This is a genomic window from Aliihoeflea aestuarii (assembly GCF_024105665.1).
Classification (GTDB): domain Bacteria; phylum Pseudomonadota; class Alphaproteobacteria; order Rhizobiales; family Rhizobiaceae; genus Aliihoeflea; species Aliihoeflea aestuarii.
The window spans coordinates 442,574-459,983 of record NZ_JAAAMK010000001.1 but is presented as its reverse complement, the minus strand read 5'-3'; the positions used below and the strand labels follow the sequence as shown (position 1 = coordinate 459,983).

The 17,410-nt window shown below is 62.6% G+C and carries 20 protein-coding genes and 1 riboswitch; of the genes, 13 read left to right on the top strand and 7 right to left on the bottom strand.

Going from position 1 to position 17,410, the window contains the following annotated elements:
* Positions 1 to 18: 18 nt before the first annotated feature.
* The 5 genes from GTW25_RS02295 (at position 19) to GTW25_RS02275 (ending at position 2,476) form a co-directional block, all read left to right on the top strand.
* Positions 19 to 225 carry a hypothetical protein gene (locus tag GTW25_RS02295; protein WP_252910359.1) on the top strand — a complete coding sequence of 69 codons (207 nt, stop codon included), beginning with the start codon at positions 19 to 21 and terminating at the stop codon, positions 223 to 225.
* Positions 215 to 511, top strand: a complete 297-nt coding sequence (locus GTW25_RS02290) for a type II toxin-antitoxin system RelE/ParE family toxin (RefSeq protein ID WP_252910358.1) — start codon at positions 215 to 217, stop codon at positions 509 to 511. Before GTW25_RS02295 ends, GTW25_RS02290 begins: the two co-directional genes overlap by 11 nt.
* Positions 508 to 1,125 carry a 2-hydroxychromene-2-carboxylate isomerase gene (locus tag GTW25_RS02285; protein WP_252910357.1) on the top strand — a complete coding sequence of 206 codons (618 nt, stop codon included), beginning with the start codon at positions 508 to 510 and terminating at the stop codon, positions 1,123 to 1,125. Before GTW25_RS02290 ends, GTW25_RS02285 begins: the two co-directional genes overlap by 4 nt.
* A gap of 66 nt (positions 1,126 to 1,191) precedes the next feature.
* Complete coding sequence (locus GTW25_RS02280; protein ID WP_252910356.1) at positions 1,192 to 1,812, top strand: LexA family transcriptional regulator; 621 nt, start codon at positions 1,192 to 1,194, stop codon at positions 1,810 to 1,812.
* Positions 1,813 to 1,909: 97 nt separating this feature from the next.
* Positions 1,910 to 2,476, top strand: a complete 567-nt coding sequence (locus GTW25_RS02275) for a thermonuclease family protein (RefSeq protein ID WP_252910355.1) — start codon at positions 1,910 to 1,912, stop codon at positions 2,474 to 2,476.
* Here GTW25_RS02275 and GTW25_RS02270 read toward each other — a convergent pair whose 3' ends face one another.
* The gene (locus GTW25_RS02270) at positions 2,477 to 4,132 is read right to left on the bottom strand and encodes a lysine--tRNA ligase (protein ID WP_252910354.1); all 1,656 of its coding nucleotides are present in this window, start codon (positions 4,130 to 4,132) and stop codon (positions 2,477 to 2,479) included. It abuts the gene before it with no gap.
* Positions 4,133 to 4,287: 155 nt separating this feature from the next.
* Here GTW25_RS02270 and GTW25_RS02265 point away from each other — a divergent pair, with 155 nt between their 5' ends.
* Complete coding sequence (locus tag GTW25_RS02265; RefSeq protein WP_252910353.1) at positions 4,288 to 4,695, top strand: tellurite resistance TerB family protein; 408 nt, start codon at positions 4,288 to 4,290, stop codon at positions 4,693 to 4,695.
* Positions 4,696 to 4,757: 62 nt separating this feature from the next.
* Here GTW25_RS02265 and GTW25_RS02260 read toward each other — a convergent pair whose 3' ends face one another.
* From GTW25_RS02260 to GTW25_RS02250, 3 genes are all read right to left on the bottom strand, one after another.
* Positions 4,758 to 5,591, bottom strand: coding sequence for a transporter substrate-binding domain-containing protein (locus GTW25_RS02260; RefSeq protein WP_252910352.1), 834 nt, complete (start codon positions 5,589 to 5,591; stop codon positions 4,758 to 4,760).
* Positions 5,588 to 6,874, bottom strand: coding sequence for an ATP-binding protein (locus GTW25_RS02255; RefSeq protein ID WP_252910351.1), 1,287 nt, complete (start codon positions 6,872 to 6,874; stop codon positions 5,588 to 5,590). Before GTW25_RS02255 ends, GTW25_RS02260 begins: the two co-directional genes overlap by 4 nt.
* Before the next feature lie 71 nt (positions 6,875 to 6,945).
* Positions 6,946 to 8,877: a glycosyltransferase family 2 protein gene (locus GTW25_RS02250; protein WP_252910350.1), complete on the bottom strand. Its 1,932-nt coding sequence runs from the start codon at positions 8,875 to 8,877 to the stop codon at positions 6,946 to 6,948.
* 302 nt (positions 8,878 to 9,179) lie between these two features.
* Here GTW25_RS02250 and phoU point away from each other — a divergent pair, with 302 nt between their 5' ends.
* Positions 9,180 to 9,899: a phosphate signaling complex protein PhoU gene (phoU, locus tag GTW25_RS02245; RefSeq protein ID WP_252910349.1), complete on the top strand. Its 720-nt coding sequence runs from the start codon at positions 9,180 to 9,182 to the stop codon at positions 9,897 to 9,899.
* 30 nt (positions 9,900 to 9,929) lie between these two features.
* On the opposite strand, the gene GTW25_RS02240 is transcribed toward phoU, so the two are convergent.
* The gene (locus tag GTW25_RS02240) at positions 9,930 to 10,427 is read right to left on the bottom strand and encodes a GcrA family cell cycle regulator (protein ID WP_252910348.1); all 498 of its coding nucleotides are present in this window, start codon (positions 10,425 to 10,427) and stop codon (positions 9,930 to 9,932) included.
* A 364-nt stretch (positions 10,428 to 10,791) separates the two neighbouring features.
* On the opposite strand from GTW25_RS02240, the gene GTW25_RS02235 reads away from it, so the two are divergent.
* From GTW25_RS02235 to GTW25_RS02215, 5 genes are all read left to right on the top strand, one after another.
* A complete protein-coding gene (locus GTW25_RS02235) occupies positions 10,792 to 11,997 on the top strand; it encodes an aspartate aminotransferase family protein (RefSeq protein ID WP_252910347.1) in 1,206 nt (401 codons plus the stop codon).
* Positions 11,998 to 12,008: 11 nt separating this feature from the next.
* Positions 12,009 to 12,926 (top strand): ornithine carbamoyltransferase, encoded by a 918-nt coding sequence (gene argF, locus GTW25_RS02230; RefSeq protein WP_252910346.1) that lies wholly within the window; start codon positions 12,009 to 12,011, stop codon positions 12,924 to 12,926.
* A 70-nt stretch (positions 12,927 to 12,996) separates the two neighbouring features.
* Positions 12,997 to 14,019: an Hsp33 family molecular chaperone gene (locus GTW25_RS02225; RefSeq protein ID WP_252910345.1), complete on the top strand. Its 1,023-nt coding sequence runs from the start codon at positions 12,997 to 12,999 to the stop codon at positions 14,017 to 14,019.
* A 10-nt stretch (positions 14,020 to 14,029) separates the two neighbouring features.
* Positions 14,030 to 14,374 carry an MliC family protein gene (locus GTW25_RS02220; protein WP_252910344.1) on the top strand — a complete coding sequence of 115 codons (345 nt, stop codon included), beginning with the start codon at positions 14,030 to 14,032 and terminating at the stop codon, positions 14,372 to 14,374.
* 340 nt (positions 14,375 to 14,714) lie between these two features.
* Positions 14,715 to 14,966 (top strand): hypothetical protein, encoded by a 252-nt coding sequence (locus GTW25_RS02215; RefSeq protein WP_252910343.1) that lies wholly within the window; start codon positions 14,715 to 14,717, stop codon positions 14,964 to 14,966.
* Here GTW25_RS02215 and apaG read toward each other — a convergent pair.
* Positions 14,959 to 15,351, bottom strand: a complete 393-nt coding sequence (gene apaG / locus GTW25_RS02210) for a Co2+/Mg2+ efflux facilitator ApaG/CorD (protein WP_252910342.1) — start codon at positions 15,349 to 15,351, stop codon at positions 14,959 to 14,961. The two genes, GTW25_RS02215 and apaG, sit on opposite strands and share 8 nt — an antisense overlap.
* A 111-nt stretch (positions 15,352 to 15,462) precedes the next feature.
* On the opposite strand from apaG, the gene GTW25_RS02205 reads away from it, so the two are divergent.
* Complete coding sequence (locus GTW25_RS02205; protein WP_252910341.1) at positions 15,463 to 16,068, top strand: CDP-alcohol phosphatidyltransferase family protein; 606 nt, start codon at positions 15,463 to 15,465, stop codon at positions 16,066 to 16,068.
* Here GTW25_RS02205 and GTW25_RS02200 read toward each other — a convergent pair.
* A complete protein-coding gene (locus GTW25_RS02200; protein WP_252910340.1) occupies positions 16,065 to 17,255 on the bottom strand; it encodes an O-succinylhomoserine sulfhydrylase in 1,191 nt (396 codons plus the stop codon). The two genes, GTW25_RS02205 and GTW25_RS02200, sit on opposite strands and share 4 nt — an antisense overlap.
* A gap of 58 nt (positions 17,256 to 17,313) precedes the next feature.
* Positions 17,314 to 17,390, bottom strand: a riboswitch (SAM riboswitch).
* Positions 17,391 to 17,410: the final 20 nt, after the last annotated feature.

Genomic DNA, 17,410 nt, shown 5'->3' with positions numbered 1-17,410 from the left:
CGAAGGAAGGAGCGTAACATGACAAAGCTCGAACTGGCCGTGAAAGATGCCGCCAAGTTACCGGCAGCCGTTCAGGAGAAACTGGGAGAGGACCTGTTGCATGCCGTTCACCGCATCCTCGCCCTGCAGGACGAACTGGCGATCGGAGTAGAGCAACTCGATCGTGGTGAAGGCTTGCCCCTTGCTGAAGTGATGGCGGACTTGAAGCGACGCTATGGAGCTTGATATCTTCGTCGCGCCGGCGGCACGAGACGACCTCGACAATGCCGCTCGCTATCTGGCTCAAAGAAATCCCCAAGCAGCGATCAGTCTTTTCCAGCAATTCGATCACCTTGTGGATCTCATCCGCGCTCGCCCGTTCATGGGACCGGCTGTAGCCTCGATCAAATTCATCGACATGCGCAAGGCCACCATGCCGCCATACGTCGTCTATTATCGCGTGACGGAAAGCGCGATCGAGATCGCGCGTATTCTTCATCACGCCCGTGAAAGCGAACGACAAAAACTATGACCCCCACCATCGATTACTACTTCATCTGTTCCTCACCCTATGCCTATCTCGGCCACAAGGCGTTTCTCGACCTGGCCGCGCGGCATGGCGCGGAAATCCGCTACCGGCCGATCGATATCAGGGGCGTATGGGCGAATTCCGGCTCGGTTCCGCTAGGGGAGCGCACGCCTTTGCGCCAGCGCTACCGCCGCGTCGAACTCCAGCGCTTTGCCGAATGGCGCGGTCTGCCGCTCAATCTGAAGCCGAAACATTTTCCGGTCGATTCGGCGCTGGCCGACAAGGTCGCCATCGCGCTGGTCGAGGCGGGGCGCGATCCGGCAGGCTTCGTCTGGCGCGCGCATCGCGGCGTGTGGGAAAACGAGGAGAACATCGCCGACGCGGCGCAACTCGCCGCCTATCTCGAAACCGAGGGCCAAGACGCGCAGCCGCTGATAGATTTCGCGCAAAGCCCCCGGGCCGAAAAAGTCCGGCAGGCGAACACGCGTGATGCGGCCAATGGCGATGCGGTGGGCGCGCCGGTCTATGTGTATCGGGGCGAGCCGTTCTGGGGGCAGGATCTCCTCGATCTCCTCGATCGCATGCTTCAGACGAAGCGTGAACCGTTCACCTCTTGATGGTGGACACCGCAACGCGGGCGCGTTAAGTTTCGAAGGTATTTTTTCCTCTTGCCGAAGGCGATCATGCTGTCGCACGAAAAGGTATGGGCCGCCATAGACGCGCTTGCCGCGCGCAATGCGCTTTCGGCGTCCGGTCTCGCAAAGCGCGCGGGACTGGATTCGACGGCGTTCAACAAGTCCAAACGGCAATCGGCCGATGGCCGTCCGCGCTGGCCCTCGACGGAATCGATCGCCAAGATCATGGATGCGACCGGTGCGTCGCTTGACGACTTCTTCGATCTGGTGAAGCGCAGGGACACCGCCACGGTGCCTCTTCTGGGGTTTGCGCAGGCGGGCGCCGGTGGTTATTTCGACGATGCCGGCTTTCCGGCGGGCCATGGTTGGGACGAGGTGCCTTTGCCGGCCGGGGCGGGCGAGGGCGCCTATGCCTTGCAGGTGCAGGGCGATTCCATGTTGCCGCTCTACCGCGACGGCGACGTGGTGATCGTCGATCCGGCGGCACAGTTGCGAAAAGGCGACCGCGTCGTCGCCAAGACGACGACGGGGGAGGTGACGGCCAAGATACTCGCCCGCAAGACCAGCAAGGTCGTTGAGTTGCAGTCGCTCAACCCCGACCACCCGGACCGTACGGTTCCGGCCGACGACATCGTCTGGATTGCGCGCATCGTCTGGGCGAGCCAGTAAAATGCGCCTTGCCGGCCTTCTCACAGGCATCGGCGGCATTGTTTTCGTCAGTGCGGTCGTGTTCGGTTGGGGGCAAAGCCAACGTATGGCGATCCCTATGCCGGAAACAGAATTTCCGCCTGAAGAGACGCAGCAGATCGAGGAACCTGCCGCGCCGACGACCCCGCAGCCGGTTCCAGACGTGACCGCGCCACAAGCGCCTATCACAGAGTTCGAGCGCATCGCCCCGCGCGAACCGTTGTCTTCGCTCGGCGCGCCAGAGGACCCGGCGACACGTCCGCCACGCGAAACACTGCTGCATCGTCCGGTCGTGATCGCTGCCGGCGCGTTCGAGGCGCAGGGTCATCGCGTCGCACTGGAAGGGATCGAGGTCGTCTCACCGCAGGAGGCGTGTGAGCGCAGTGGGCGAAGCTGGCCCTGCGGGGTTTACGCCCGCACGGCGTTTCGCAACTATCTTCGTGGCCGGTCGATTTCCTGCACGGTGCCAGGCATGCCCGGCGAGGAAACAGTGGTCAGTCGCTGCATGATCGGCAATGCCGACCCCGCCTCGTGGCTGGTGAGCCAGGGCTGGGCGAGGGCGGTTGCCGGCGGGCCGTATGAGGAGCAGCAGCGCGAAGCGCTCGACGCGCGGCGCGGCATCCACGCCGCGCCCGCCGGGAACTGATTATTTCAGTTTGCCCTTGAGCGCCTTGTCGATGAGGGCACGGGTGTTGTCGATGCCGTAAAGCGCGGCGAACGAGCCGAAGCGCGGACCGCGTTCCTGCCCGATCAGAACCTGATAGATCATCTGGAAGAAGGTGACGGACACGCCGGGGCCGCCCGTCGGGCTCTGCTTCTTGTGATCCTGATAGCGCTCGATCCCGCGCGCCACGTCGAGCGCGGCGTTCTGGATCGCTTCGCCATCCGCGCCGGCCGGCAATGTGCCGAGCCTTTCCGAAAGGGCTGCAAGCGCCGTGCGTTCGTCTTCGTCGGGGGCGCGGAACACTTTCGAAGGCTTCACGAAATCGTCGAAATAGCGGATCGCGTAGCCGACGAGCCGGTCGAGTTCGGGATGGCTCTCGGGCGTCACGCCCTCAGCATGACGCGAGATGAAACCCCACAGCACCGCCTTGTCATGGGCATTGGACGCTGAAACGAGGTTGAGCAGCAGCGCGAAGGACACCGGCAGATCGACCTGCGGCGGGTTGCCGTCATGAATGTGCCAGACCGGATTGCCGAGGCGCTCTTTCCAGTCCTGACGCGGATAGGCGGCGAGGAACTGGTAGTATTCGTCCACCGCGCGCGGGATGACGTCGAAATAGAGTTTCTTGGCCTGCCGGGGGCGTTGGAACATGTAGAGCGCGAGGCTCTCCGTCGGCGCATAGGTCAGCCATTCGTCGATGGTCAGCCCGTTGCCCTTGGACTTCGATATCTTCTGGCCGTTCTCGTCGAGGAAGAGTTCGTAGACGAAATGCTCCGGTGCACGGCCTCCAAGCGCTTCGCAGATCGCGTCATAGACGCCCATGTTTGGACCATGATCCTTGCCGAACATTTCGAAATCGACGCCGAGGGCTGCCCAGCGCGCGCCGAAATCCGGCTTCCACTGCAACTTCACCTTGCCGCCGGTGACGGACAGGGTCGTTTCCTCGCCGTCCTCGTCGTCGAAGGTGATGGTCGCGTTTTCAGCGTCCACCTTCTTCATCGGCACATAGAGAACGCGGCCGCTCTTCGGCGAGATCGGCAGGAAGGGCGAATAGGTCGCGCGGCGTTCCTCGCCCAGCGTCGGCAGCATGATCGCCATGATGTCGTCGTAGCGCTCAGCGACCCGCTTCAGGATCGCGTCGAGCTTGCCGGATTTGTAATACTCCGCCGCGCTGGCGAATTCGTAGTCGAAGCGGAACGCGTCGAGGAAGCGGCACAGCATCGCATTGTTATGGTCGCCGAAGCTCGTGAAGTCGCCGCCGAACGGGTTCGGAACCACCGTCAGCGGCATGTGCAGGTATGGCTCGAGCGCGCTGCGATCGGGCACATTGTCGGGAATCTTGCGCATCCCGTCCATGTCGTCGGAGAAGCACAGGAGCTTCGTCGGCACCTGGTCTTCGGTCAGGATACGGAAGGCGTGCCGCACCATCGTCGTGCGCGCGACCTCGCCGAATGTGCCGATATGCGGCAGGCCGGACGGCCCGTAGCCCGTCTCGAACAGGATCGTTTCCGGCCAGTCTTTGCCCTCGTAGCGTTTGAGGATCTTGCGCGCTTCCTCGAACGGCCAGGCTTTGGATCCCTGTGCGGCTGCGAGAATTTCCGGGGTCAAATGGAGTGCGTTCGATCCTGTGGTCGCCATGACTTCGTTGGTCCGTTTCTGGGAAACCCGCAGGCTGCGGGCAGGCATGGTCTATGCGCGCGCGCGCCAAGCGTCAATCAGCCTCGCTCTTTTCGTTGCAGGGGCGCTCTGCCGTTCCTAAGTGTCGCGGGCATCGAAAAGGAGAATATTCGGCCATGACGAAACTGTCGGCGCAGGAAGCGCTCGTCTACCTGATGGTGATCATGTCGGCCTCGGACCGCGACATGGGTGACGAGGAACTGGCGCGCATCGGCGCGATCGTGCGCACCTTGCCGGTGTTTCGAGGCTTCGATCAGGCGCAAACGCTGTTCGTCGCGCAGAACTGCCAGAGGGAACTGGCCGAAGATGGCGGCTTCGAATCCGTGCTCGGCCGGATCCGCGATGCGCTGAGCCCGGAGTTTCGCGAAACCGGTTACGCGCTGGCGGTAGATATCGCCGCCGCCGATCGGACCCTTCGCGCCGAGGAAGACCGCATTCTCGATATCCTCAAGGCGCGCTTCGGGCTGGATGTGCTCGCCGCTGCCGCCATCGAGCGCGCGGCTGCGATCCGGCATCGGTTCTAGCGCATGTCTCCCGAAAGTGGGAACCGGTTTCGGGGTAAAGACATGCCTAAAAACAAGAGCTTTTAGAAAAAGCTTACCGGGAAATAGCGCAGGTAAAGTTCGGCGAACCGCCCGCTGGCGTCGATCTCGCGCAGCGCAGCATCGATCGCCTTGGCCAGAGCGACATTGTCGAGTTCGACGGCGATCGTAAGTCCCTGTCCGGTGTATTCGGGTACGAGGTAGGGGCCGCCGGCAAAGTCGCAGCAATCGCCGCGTTCATCCCCGTTCAGCCAGAACGCGAGCTGCATCCCGTCGGAAAAAGCAGCATCGATCTCGCCCGCCTGCAAACTCGCGGTCATGGCCTCGAAACGCGAAAAGACGACGGGCTGCGCGTCGGGGAAGAGGTCGCGCAGCATCGCTTCATGGGTCGAGCCGCGAACGACGCCGATGCGCTTGCCGGCGACAGAACGGTAGATCGGCTCCGCCAGGGACGACGACCGCGCACCCACGAACCGCGCCGGGAATTTGAGATAGGCTCGCGAGAACGCCAGTTGCTCGCGCAATTCGATCGTCGGTGCAAGTCCGGCGATGATGGCCTCTCCCTCGCCGTTTTCCAGCGCCGGAATGAGTTCGTCCCAGGGCAGCGCCTGAATCTGGCAGACGGCGTCGAGTGCCAGTTGACGGCAGATGTCGCGCGCGAGTTCGACATGGAGGCCGACAAGCTGTCCGTCGGCGTCCAGCATGTTGAATGGTGGAAAATCGACCGTCGTCAGGAAGCGCAGGCGCGGCAGATTGGTAATTTGCGGGCGCTCAAGTCTTTCGCGCGTGTCCCAGAAGCCCGGAATCTGCGCATTTTGCGCAACGGCCGGCGTTGCGACAACCAGAGCAGCGAGAAAAATAGCAAGGGCGCGGATCATGTCTGGCTGTCTTCTGCGAGCGGCAGATGGATGGTGAAGGATGCGCCTTCGCCCGGTGCGGAACGGATGGTCAGCCGACCCTGATGACGCGACAAGATGTGCTTCACGATGGCAAGCCCCAGTCCCGTTCCCTTCTGTGCGCGGCTGGTCTCCACGTCAACCCGGTAGAAGCGCTCCGTCAGACGCGGAATATGCTCGGTCGGTATGCCCGGCCCATGATCGCGCACCGTCAACGACGCTTCGTCTCGTTCGGTCGACAGCGAAATGTCGAGGCGCTTGCCCGACTGGCCGTATTTGCAGGCATTTTCGATGAGATTTTCCAGAACCTGTACGATCTCGTCCGGATTGGCGACGATCGGAACTGGCGCGTCCTTCAGGTCGAGCGCGAGAACCATGCCGTTTTCCCTGATCATCTGACTGAGCGAAACCGTAACCTGCCGGGCGAGATCGCCGAGATCGACACGCGATTCGGCGCCGGCCAGCGGCTTCATTTCGAGCCGGGACAGCGACAGGAGATCGTCGATCAGCCGCGCCATTCGCCCTGTCTGGTTCTGCATGATGGCGAGGAACCGCTCGCGTGCCTGAGGATCGTTCTTCGCAGGCCCGGCCAGCGTTTCGATGAACCCCGAGATCGATGCGAGCGGCGTCCTCAACTCGTGGCTCGCATTGGCGATGAAGTCGGCCCGCATCCTGTCGATGCGCCGCGTTTCGCTCTGGTCGCGGAAGAAAAGGGCGAACCGGCCGTCGCCGCCGACCATCGTGGCACCGACCTTGAAGCTGCGCTCGATCGGCACGCGCTCGGCATGCTCGATGGCCGCTGACGGCGCGCCGCGAAGCGCCGAGTCGATCAGTGCCTGCATTTCCGGGCTTCTGAAGCGAAGCGCGATGAGGTCGCCGGGCATGAACTGTCCAAACGCGGCGGATGCGGCCCGGTTGGCAGACATCACTACACCCAGGGCGTTGCACAGGATCAGCGGATCGCCGATCGCCTCGGAAAGCTCGGCCGCGCTCAGGCGTCCGGCATCGGCGGACGACGGGGCAGGCAGTTTCTGTGCGGGTGGGGCCGTTCGTCTCGTCGCTGCCGGGCGCGACCCAGCGAACGCAACAGTCAAAACCGCGACTATGAGACCGATGCCGAGCAAGGGCCGGCCGGCCAACAGCGCAAGCAGTAGGATCGCGCCGAGCGCCGCCGTTAGAACGGCTGCATTGCGCATAAGGCCGGCGCGCCAACGCGCTGCCAGCCGCCGGGCGGATGACGGCGATGCCGAATTGTCGCTGACCAACTGCGCGCCTCGCTCACCCGATTGCGTCGTGCCCGCTATACCATGCCCTCGCCAAATCGGAAGGCTGCGGATCAGTGCGAAAGCCTGTCGCGCACAGGCACGAGACGGTGCTTGGGCGGATGGAAGGTTTTCTCCCAGAGATGCGGGCGGCGAATGAGGTGCCAGACCGCCCGCCACGCACCATGGGACAGCGCCAGCCAGTACACTGGCGTCGCCAGCGCAATCTTCCAGAATCCCTTGCGCTCCGCCGGTGAAAGCGTGCGCCTTCCAAGCAGGAGGAAGGCGGCATAGCCACAGGTGATGTTGAAGATGTCGAGCATCAAAATGGCCGCGTGGTGCGTCGGCAAAGGCGCGCCGGTTGCCAGAAGCAAAGCAAGAATGACGATCGTCGCGACGAAGAACACATGCGCGAGCGCCGAAAGCACCATGCCGGCGAACAGGATTTGCATCAGGGCGAAATTTCCTGTCCCGAGATCGCGCAGCAGGGAGCGCGGACTGCGCATGTGAACCAACCAGGACTGCATCCAGCCTTTGAACCAGCGCGTGCGCTGCGGGAGCCATGTCGCATAGTCGGCCGGAGCGTCTTCGTGCGTCGGATGCGAGATCATCCCGATCCGATAGCCGCACCGTGTCAGCCGCAGGCCCAGATCCGCATCCTCGGTCACGTTGAACGGGTCCCACCCACCGACTGCGTCCAGCGCCTCGCGGCGGAAATGGTTGGAAGTTCCGCCGAGCGGGATGAAAGCCTGCCAGTCTGCGAGCTTTGGCAGAAGCCCGCGAAACAGGGCCGCATATTCGAAGGCGAAGAGGTTCGGCAGCAGTTTGCGCGAACGCGAAACGACGAGCGGTGCTTGCAGGCAGGCGAGTTCCGGCCCGCTGCGGCTGAAACGGTCCCATGCCTCGCGCAGTTGCATGGGCGAGGGGCGATCCTCGGCATCGTAAAGCACCACGAATTCGCCCTTGCACTGGGGCAGGGCGTAGGCCAGCGCCTTGGGCTTGGTGCGTGGATCGGCCGCCGGCACCACGATGATCTCGATACAAGGATGCAATTCGTGCGCGCGCAAAGCTGCGAGCGTCGTGGGATCGTCGCTTTCGCAGACCAGCTTGATTTCCAGTTTCGTGCGCGGCCAGTCCAGCTTTCCAAGAGCAACCAGAAGCTCCGGAACGATCTGCGCCTCGTTGCGCAAGGCGACGAGCACGGAATAAACCGGCAGATCATTCGGATCGGCTTCCGATATGCGTGCGAGTTTCAGGGGCCTTGCCGTGCAGGCGGCGGCAATTCGCAGCGCAACGCAGGCGAGGAAAGCCAAGCTTCCCATGACGTGCAGGGTGATCGAGAGCAATGCCGGAGCAAGCCAGGCGAACGTCGCCGTGCCCGCGATCAGCAGACCCGCAACGAAGCCTTGCCAGCCGGAAACGACCCGCTGGGCGGAGAAGTCCGGGAATGTCCGCGCCAACCCGTCGACGGCCAGACTCATCAACGACGCCCGGCTGCGCGCCTGGATTGCCAGACGCAAAGACTCCGGTGTGACGATGCGCAGCCGTGCCGCTAGTTCCGGCTTGCCCGACACGAGCCGGATCGCATCGGCCGGTCGCATGTTTACAGGCGACCACAAGATCGGCGCGTCGTTGCCGTAATAGCGAATGTAAGGAAAGTCGGATGATCGCGACAGGAGTTCGAGCCCGGCAGCGTCCTTCATGACGATGAGAGACGGATGGATCTGGTGTTCGAAGCGAAGTCCGAGCAGGTCTGCCAGGGCGCGGCAATAGCGCTCCTGCGTCACCAGATGGGCGGCGAAAAGTTCTTCGGGAAGGCTGGTTCCGTTGCCGCTCGCGCGGTCGAGGGCGGCGCCAAGGTCGTCCCGCCCGATACCGAGGCTGTCCGTGATCTTTTCCCACGGATGGGGTGCAAGGCGTCTGCTTGTGGCGTCTCGCGCCGGTAAAATTGCGAAATCACCGTCGACATCGCCGCAGTGTCGCTCTGCATCCTGCTCCCGAAGCATGCCGGTTGCTCGAACTACTTCGGACGGTTGCGCAAGGCAGCTTCCAACTCGATTGTCATGACAGGCCCCCGCCCTTGCCGCAACTTTACCGATTGCACCATAAGGTTGTGTGGAAATGGATGTCCAGTCGAAATGTTTCCGTGATTTGTATTAACGCCGTTTCGAAACTGGAGATGCCCGACAGGATCGGTCGTTGCTGTTATTGACCTGTTTTGCGCGCCTTTGCGCTACGGATGTTGCGGGTTCTTTTTTCCGTCATGCGTAAGCGATAGGTTGGAGCAAATCGATTCCGGAGCGGTTGAATGAATTCGGCCCACATCGTTCGTGCATACGACGAAGACCTTGCCAAGCTGGGAGCACGCATCGCTGCAATGGGCGGGCAGGCGGAGCGTATGGTCGAGCAGTCCGTTGCCGCGCTGGTCAATGCCGATCTGGCGTTGGCGCGGCGTGTGGTGGAGGCTGACAAGGCGCTCGACGAGGCCCATCGTGAAATCGACGAGAAGGCTGTCCAACTGATCGCCCGTCGCCAGCCGATGGCCGGCGATCTGCGCGAAATCCTGAGCGCGATCCGGATCGCCGCGGACCTCGAGCGCGTCGGGGACATGGGCAAGAACATCGGCAAGCGCGTCGCCGCGATCTCCGAAACGCGCCAGCCGCCGCGCCTGTTTCGCGGGCTGGAGGCGCTTTCGGACCTCGCACTCACTCAATTGAAGGATGTGCTGGATCTCTACGCGACCCGCTCGGTCGAGCGCGTCCCTTTCATCCGCGACCGCGACGAGCATATCGACCAGATGTACACGTCGCTGTTCCGCGAACTCCTCACCTACATGATGGAAGACCCGCGCAACATTACGGCCTGCACGCATCTTCTGTTCTGCGCCAAGAACATCGAGCGGATCGGCGATCACGCCACGAACATTGTGGAGACGGTCTATTTCATCGTGACGGGACGGCAATTGCCGGCAGAGCGTCCGAAGGAGGACGCAAGCCACCGCGTCATGCTGGACGCGGCTCTGCGCTAACGAATAGTCGGGCGGTTCCTTGACCTGGTTCTATCGGCTGCGCCGACGCTCCGCGACCGGCTGATAGGCGACGCGCGAGTGATAGCCGCAATAGGGGCCTGCTTCGCCGACATCGTTTCCGCAGAAGGAGAATTCCTCGGCCAGCGGGTCGCCGTTCGGCCATTTGCAGGTGCGTTCGGAGAGGTCGAGCAAAGTGAGATTGCGCGAGATAGGAACGACCACGCTCGAAAGGCGCGGCGCGGGCGCCACGTCCGGCTCGGCGTCGAAACGCGCCTGAAGCGCCGTCGCACCGATCGAAGTGGTGACCGGCCGGCTCGGCCGCGGACCCTTCGGTGCCGAAGGAGCCGTCTTCTTGGCTCGCGGCGTCGCGGAGGATGCGCGTCCGCGTCCCGACAGTTTCAGCCGGTGCACCTTGCCGATGACCGCGTTGCGGCTGACGCCGCCGAGTTGGGTCGCGATCTGGCTGGCGCTGAGGCCCTCGGACCATAGCTTCTTGAGAAGTTCAACCCGCTCGTCGGTCCAGTTCATGGCGACACGCTCCTAAGTGATGTGCGGAATCCGAATCCATTCCCGCCCGGGCAATGGCCGGTTGGGCACCGCGTTGAACTTGGTGATTAGATCCGCCGCACGAAATCTAGTTCTTATCTGCCCGGAAACTACAATATGCGCTGACTCGGTGACAAGAGTCGGCCGGACACAGTGATTCTGTTTTTTTGGTTTTCCCCAACTTGGGACCGTTTCGATGCCGGCTGCCCCCAAGATGCGTGGTTCAGATGACGCTGCGTTGTGGAGAATTGACAGTCGCGTTCTGAATCTCGATAAAGCTGACTGAAACCCGCCCCTTGAGGCGGATTTTTTATTTCTGATCGCCACCTGACCCCGGAGTGACGCCATGAGCGGTTCCGCCCTTTATACCACATATGCCCGCGCGCCCCTGACCTTCGAGCGCGGCGAGGGATCGTGGCTGATCACCGATACGGGCGAGCGCTACCTGGATTTTGCGGCCGGCATTGCCGTCAATTCGCTCGGCCATTGCCACCCGCATCTGGTGGAGGCGTTGACGTCGCAGGCCCGGACGCTGTGGCACGTTTCCAATCTCTATGAGATTCCCGGCCAGACGCGGCTTGCCGAACGACTTGTGGAGGCAACCTTCGCCGACAAGGTGTTTTTCACCAATTCCGGCGCCGAAGCGCTGGAATGCGCCGTGAAGACGGCGCGCCGGTATCATTTCGCCAACGGCCAGCCGGAGCGCTATCGCGTCATCACCTTCGAGGGGGCTTTTCACGGCCGCACGCTCGCGACCATCGCCGCTGGCGGCCAGCCGAAATATCTGGAAGGTTTCGGCCCCAAGGTGCAGGGCTTCGATCAGGTCCCGTTCGGCGATCTCGACGCGGCAGAAAAGGCGATCACCGACGAGGCCGCCGCGATCCTGATCGAACCCGTGCAGGGCGAGGGCGGCATCCGGCCGATGGAAGCCGATGCGCTGAACCGCCTGCGGGCGCTCTGCGACAAGCACGGACTGCTTTTGATCTACGACGAGGTGCAAAGCGGGATCGGCCGGACCGGCAAGCTCTTTGCTTATGAGTGGTCGGGTGCCGCGCCCGATATCATGGCGATCGCCAAGGGCATCGGCGGCGGCTTCCCGATGGGCGCCTGCCTCGCGACCGACGATGCGGCGGCGGGCATGAAGCCCGGCGTGCACGGCACGACGTTCGGCGGCAATCCGCTGGCCATGGCGGTCGGCAACGCCGTGCTCGACGTGGTGCTCGAGGACGGATTTCTCGACGAAGTGAGCCGCAAGGCGCTGTTGATGAAGCAGGCGCTGGCATCGATCATCGACGAATATCCGGACGTGTTCGAAACCGTTCGCGGTTCCGGCCTGATGCTCGGCATCAAATGCCGGTTGCCGAATGCCGACGTGACCGCAGCCCTGCGCGCCCGTAAATTCCTCGCCGTACCGGCCGGCGACAACGTCATTCGTCTTTTGCCCCCGCTTACCGTTACGGACGAGGAAATCCGCCTCGGTATCGACGCCATTCGAGAGGCGGCGTCGGACTTGACGGCGCAGACGGCGCAACAGACCGGCTCGGCCGCTTGAGAAACGGGATCATGACTTCGAATTTCCGGCATTTCACAGACCTTTCCACCGTTTCGAGCGCCGACCTGCGCGCGATCCTCGATGACGCGCGCGCGCGCAAGACGCGTCTCAAATCCGGCGAGCGCGAACGTCCGCTGGACGGCAAGGTGCTCGCCATGATCTTCGACAAACCGTCGACGCGTACGCGTGTGTCGTTCGACGTCGGCATGCGACAGCTCGGCGGCGAGACCTTGATGCTGACGGGAACGGAAATGCAGCTTGGCCGCTCCGAGACGATAGCGGACACCGCGCGCGTCCTGTCGCGTTACGTCGACGCCATCATGATGCGCACGACCGATCATGCGCGGTTGGCCGAGATGACCGAACATGCCAGCGTGCCGGTCATCAACGGGCTGACGGACGATACCCATCCATGCCAGATCATGGCCGACCTGTTGACCTATGAGGAGCATCGCGGCCCGGTCAAGGATCGCCTGTTCGCGTGGACGGGCGACGGCAACAATGTGCTTCATTCGCTGGCGGAAGCGTCTGCCCGCTTCGACTTCCGGCTGAACATCGCGGTTCCCGGCGGAAGCGAGCCGGACGCGAAGTTCATCGAATGGGCGACGGCGAATGGCGGTCGCGTCGCCTTCCATCCAAGCGCTGCGGCGGCCGTCGAGGGCGCCGACTGCGTGGTGACCGATACGTGGGTTTCGATGAACCAGGAGCATCGCGCGCGCGGCCACAACGTCTTCCAGCCCTATCAGGTCAACGCCGGATTGATGGCCAAGGCGAAGCCAGACGCACTCTTCATGCACTGCCTGCCCGCCCACCGGGGCGAGGAAGTCACCGACGAGGTCATCGACGGCCCGAACTCGGTCGTCTTCGACGAAGCGGAAAACCGGCTTCACGCGCAAAAGGCGATATTGGCGTGGTGCTTCAACGCTTGATCGGCCTGCCTGCCGCACCTATGTGGCGGGCAAGCAAAGAAAGCCCTGAGACGTTCAGGAAGCCGTCCGCATGAAGCGGCGGCTTGAGAATAGGATTGTTTCCGTGTCTGCACATGAGACGAGGCTCGGCGATTTCGGTTTCGCCGGAGATGATACAGTCGTTCCCTTCGAGGTCGGCCCGCTCGATGCGCGCGGCCGCGTGGTCCAGCTTGGCCCGATCCTCGATACAATACTTGGTCGGCACGACTATCCCGATGCCGTCGCGCGCCTTCTCGCCGAGGCGATGACGCTGACGGTTCTTCTGGGCACTTCGTTGAAGTTCGACGGCAAGTTCATCCTGCAGACCCGTTCGGACGGTCCGGTCGACATGCTGGTCGCCGATTTCACGACGCCGGGATCGTTGCGCGCCTATGCGAGCTTCGATGCCGATGCGGTCGCCGATGCGGTGGAAGAGGGCAAGGCGTCTTCCGCCGATCTTCTCGGCAAGGGCGTCCTTGCGCTGACTATCGATCAGGGCCAGGATATGCAGCGCTATCAGGGCATCGTGCAACTCGATGCGACTTCGCTGGAGGACGCCGCACGCACCTATTTCCGTCAATCGGAGCAGATACCGACCGAGGTTCGCCTCTCGGTCGCGCGCCAAATGGTTAAGGGCGAGAACGGTTTTGACGGTCACTGGCGCTCCGGCGGGCTGCTCGCGCAGTTCCTGCCCGAGTCGCCGGAGCGTCTTCGCATGCCCGACCTTCCGGGCGGCGACGGCGACTTGGAAGAGGTCGACGACATGATCGATGACGCCTGGGCCGAGGTTCAGGCGCTCGTTTCCACCGTGGAAGCCGACGAACTGGCCGATCCGACCGTCGCGCCCGAGCGCCTGCTTTACCGGCTGTTCAACGAGCATGGCGCACGCGTCTTCGAAGGCACCGAAGTCGTCGACGATTGCTCCTGTTCGCGCGACAAGATCCGGAACATCCTCGAAGGGTTCACCGCGGAGGAAATCGCGGATAGCATCGAGGGTGGCAAGATCAGCGTATCGTGCGAATTCTGTTCGACGCGATACGAATTCGATCCAGCGGAGTTCGCCGCTTCGAATTGAGGAGATTGGCATGCGCGAATTTGTCATCGCGATCGGTCTGATGCTTCTGGCAGGTTCGGCGCATGCGGGCGAGGTGACGCTCGATTTGCCCGGCGAGATCGAAGATAAAACCGTCAGCTACGCCTGCGAAGGCGGGCCGGTGATGAATGTGCGCTATGTGAATGGCGCAAGCGCCTCCCTGGCGATCTTCGACTGGGAGGGCGAGCGTTATGTCGCGTCCGCCGCCATATCCGGCTCCGGAGTTCGCTATGTCGGCGACCGGTTCGTGTGGTGGAACAAGGGAAATGAGGCATCGCTGTTCGATGAACTGGCGGGCGCGGATGCCGAGCCGCTGGCGATTTGCGTCGAGCAATAGGCCATATTTGCGCCGTATTTGTTAACGGTTGAATTAAAGCTTCATCAAGCTGGCGGTTGCACACTGGCCTCGAATTCGGCAAGCGGGGGGCAACGCTACCGGATGGAACATGCTTTTAAGATTGGCGATAATCTGGCTCGTCGTTGCGGGCTTCGCGGTAGGCTTCGCTGAACTCGTCACCTCCGACACGATCGGGCGTGACCAGGGTGCAGGGTCTCCGTGTGACGAGTGGTCCAATCCCGACTGCGGCAGTGGCGCTGCGGGTCCGTTCGGTAGTTAGCAAAGCCGAAACTGTCCCGATGGCAGGATGGTCCGACCATAAAAGCCGATCGGAACCGCGATGACCCTTCCTTCCGCCGGCCAGGAGGAAGAAATTGCGCAGGCCGTCTGCGAGATCGCCGTTCTCCTGGCGCAGGCCATCCACCAGATCGACCCGGAAGCGGCGCAGCGGATGAACTTCGCCGCAGGCATGTCCTACAATCGCTTTCTCGGCGCGGATCGCCCACTGGCGGCGGACATCATGTACCGGTTCGGTCGCGCTCTGGTGGATCGCGACCTGTTTCCCCTGACCGAAGAAAACGAGATCAGTTGACCGAGCGATGCACGCCGGGCAGATCGAGCGAAAATGGCGGGATGGCGACCTCGAACTCCTGCCCGGTTTCGTCGCGCATCGTATAGTCGCCCTCCATGAACCCGGAAGATGTCGTAAGCGGACAGCCCGACGTATACTGAAAGGTGTCGCCCGGCTCGAGTTCCGGCTGTTCGCCGACGACGCCCGGGCCGCGAACCTCTTCAAGGTGGCCGGTCGCGTCGGTGATCCGCCAATGGCGCGACACCAACTTGACGCCGTTGTCGCCGCGATTTGCGATAGTCACGCGATAAGCCCAGAAATAGCGTTGTTCCATAGGCTCCGAACGTTCTTCCAGATAGAACGGCTCGACGGTGATTTCTATGCCTTGGGTGGTTGCGCGATACATGTGCCTGTTGCCTTTCAGCCTTCATAGCGAGCCATTTCGGTAAGTTCACGGCGCATGAACCCCACTTGGCGAAATTGTGATAGGTGAAGCTAGGCAATTGGAGAACGACGCATGCTGGACGGCTGGCTGAAACCGGCGATCGATCCGCTGCTGGATCGCGTCGCGCGCATGCTCGTCGAGCGCAGCGTCAGTGCGGACGCGGTGACGCTGGCAGGTTTCGCCGTCGGTCTCGCCGCCGCCGGGGCGATCGCTTTCGAAGCCTATCTCCTTGGCCTCGTCCTGTTGCTCGCCAGCCGGATCGGCGACGGGCTCGACGGCGCGATCGCGCGGCAGACGCGAAAGACCGATTTCGGCGGCTATCTGGATATCGTTCTCGATTTCGCCTTCTACGGCGCGATTCCGCTCGGCTTCGTGCTGGCCGATCCATCCGCGAACGCGGTCGCCGGCGCCGTCCTGATCCTGTCCTTCTACGTCAACGGTTCGAGCTTCCTTGCCTATTCGGTCATGGCCGAACGGCGCGGATTGTCGACCGAGACCCGTGGCAAAAAATCGCTTTTCTTCACGACAGGTCTGATGGAGGCAAGCGAAACCATCGCCTTCTTCGTCGCCTTCTGCCTGTTTCCGGTATGGTTTCCGATGCTTGCCTATGTGTTCGCGGCGCTTTGCGTCTACACCGCCCTGTCGCGTATCATCCTGGCTGGACAGGTTTTTCGCTAGATCGCCTCCAGCGCTCGGTCGATGTCCGCGATGATGTCGTCGGCGTCTTCCAGCCCCAGCGAAAGCCGCACCGTAGATGGGCGGATGCCGAGATCGGCGCGCGCCTCCTCGGTCAGGTTCTTGTGCGTTGTGGTCCCCGGATGGGTGATCAGGCTTTTCGCATCGCCCAGATTGTTTGAAAGCCCGACAAGCCCGAGCGCGTTCTGGAATCCGAACGCACCGGCCTTGCCGCCTGTCACGTCGAAGCAGACGAGCGTCGAGCCGCCCTTCATCTGGCGCGCGATGATTTCCGCCTGCGGGTGATCCTTGCGGCCGGGATAGATGACGCGCTCGATCTTCGGGTGGCTGGCCAGATGGTCCGCGACGCGCGCGGCGTTTTCGGTCTGCTGCCTGACGCGGATCGGCAGCGTTTCCAGTCCCTTCAGCAGCGTCCACGCGTTGAACGGCGACAGGCTCGGTCCGGTATGTCGGAAATAATCGTGCAGGTTCGCATCGATCCATTCCTTGTCCGAAAGGATGACGCCGCCCAGACACCGTCCCTGACCGTCGATATGCTTGGTCGCCGAATAGACGACGACATGCGCGCCAAGCTCGAGCGGCTTTTGCTGCAAGGGCGTTGCGAAGACGTTGTCGACCACCAGCCGCGCACCCGCCGCATCCGCGATTTTCGCGACGGCTGCGATGTCGACCACCTCCAGCGTGGGATTGGTCGGGCTTTCGAGGAAGAACAGCTTGGTGTTCGGCCTCACGGCGTCCTCCCAGGCTTTCAGGTCGCGCCCGTCAACGAGCGTGGACTCGATGCCGTATTTGGGCATCAGCGTCTCGACCACCCAGCGGCACGAACCGAACAGCGCGCGGGCGGCAACGACATGGTCGCCGGCTTTCACCGAACACAGGAGCGCCGCCGAGATCGCCGCCATGCCCGATGCCGTGGCGCGCGCATCTTCCGCGCCCTCAAGCGCGCACATGCGCTTTTCGAACATGTCGACGGTGGGATTGGCATAGCGCGAATAGATGAAGCCCGGCTCTTCGCCCTTGAAGCGCGCTTCGGCAGCTTCCGAACTGTCGTAAAGAAATCCCTGCGTCAGATAGATCGCCTCGGACGTCTCGCCGAACTGCGAGCGCATCGTGCCGCCATGGACGAGTTGCGTGGCGGGCTTCCAGTTCTGTTCGTTCGATTTCGTCATCAGGCTTCATCCAGACACAAAAAAACCGGCCGCGAAAAGTCGCGCCGGTCCACACACCCTTTACGGGCTTACGGTCCTTTAGCGACTTGTTTTACGTGGCTGCAAGCCGACCGGCAAATCACCACGGGATAAAAGGCCATCTATAGGCTTTCTCG

What these genes read in the sequence shown, in the direction of transcription:
- GTW25_RS02235 (WP_252910347.1), top strand. Translation starts at nt 10,792, where the DNA reads ATGAGCGGTTCCGCCCTTTATACCACATATGCCCGCGCGCCCCTGACC.
- GTW25_RS02225 (WP_252910345.1), top strand. Translation starts at nt 12,997, where the DNA reads ATGAAGCGGCGGCTTGAGAATAGGATTGTTTCCGTGTCTGCACATGAG.
- phoU (WP_252910349.1), top strand. Translation starts at nt 9,180, where the DNA reads ATGAATTCGGCCCACATCGTTCGTGCATACGACGAAGACCTTGCCAAG.
- GTW25_RS02200 (WP_252910340.1), bottom strand. Translation starts at nt 17,255, where the DNA reads ATGACGAAATCGAACGAACAGAACTGGAAGCCCGCCACGCAACTCGTC.
- GTW25_RS02290 (WP_252910358.1), top strand. Translation starts at nt 215, where the DNA reads ATGGAGCTTGATATCTTCGTCGCGCCGGCGGCACGAGACGACCTCGAC.
- GTW25_RS02215 (WP_252910343.1), top strand. Translation starts at nt 14,715, where the DNA reads ATGACCCTTCCTTCCGCCGGCCAGGAGGAAGAAATTGCGCAGGCCGTC.
- GTW25_RS02285 (WP_252910357.1), top strand. Translation starts at nt 508, where the DNA reads ATGACCCCCACCATCGATTACTACTTCATCTGTTCCTCACCCTATGCC.
- GTW25_RS02295 (WP_252910359.1), top strand. Translation starts at nt 19, where the DNA reads ATGACAAAGCTCGAACTGGCCGTGAAAGATGCCGCCAAGTTACCGGCA.
- GTW25_RS02270 (WP_252910354.1), bottom strand. Translation starts at nt 4,132, where the DNA reads ATGGCGACCACAGGATCGAACGCACTCCATTTGACCCCGGAAATTCTC.
- GTW25_RS02260 (WP_252910352.1), bottom strand. Translation starts at nt 5,591, where the DNA reads ATGATCCGCGCCCTTGCTATTTTTCTCGCTGCTCTGGTTGTCGCAACG.
- GTW25_RS02265 (WP_252910353.1), top strand. Translation starts at nt 4,288, where the DNA reads ATGACGAAACTGTCGGCGCAGGAAGCGCTCGTCTACCTGATGGTGATC.
- GTW25_RS02250 (WP_252910350.1), bottom strand. Translation starts at nt 8,877, where the DNA reads ATGCTTCGGGAGCAGGATGCAGAGCGACACTGCGGCGATGTCGACGGT.
- GTW25_RS02240 (WP_252910348.1), bottom strand. Translation starts at nt 10,427, where the DNA reads ATGAACTGGACCGACGAGCGGGTTGAACTTCTCAAGAAGCTATGGTCC.
- GTW25_RS02220 (WP_252910344.1), top strand. Translation starts at nt 14,030, where the DNA reads ATGCGCGAATTTGTCATCGCGATCGGTCTGATGCTTCTGGCAGGTTCG.
- GTW25_RS02205 (WP_252910341.1), top strand. Translation starts at nt 15,463, where the DNA reads ATGCTGGACGGCTGGCTGAAACCGGCGATCGATCCGCTGCTGGATCGC.
- apaG (WP_252910342.1), bottom strand. Translation starts at nt 15,351, where the DNA reads ATGTATCGCGCAACCACCCAAGGCATAGAAATCACCGTCGAGCCGTTC.
- GTW25_RS02275 (WP_252910355.1), top strand. Translation starts at nt 1,910, where the DNA reads ATGCCGGAAACAGAATTTCCGCCTGAAGAGACGCAGCAGATCGAGGAA.
- GTW25_RS02280 (WP_252910356.1), top strand. Translation starts at nt 1,192, where the DNA reads ATGCTGTCGCACGAAAAGGTATGGGCCGCCATAGACGCGCTTGCCGCG.
- argF (WP_252910346.1), top strand. Translation starts at nt 12,009, where the DNA reads ATGACTTCGAATTTCCGGCATTTCACAGACCTTTCCACCGTTTCGAGC.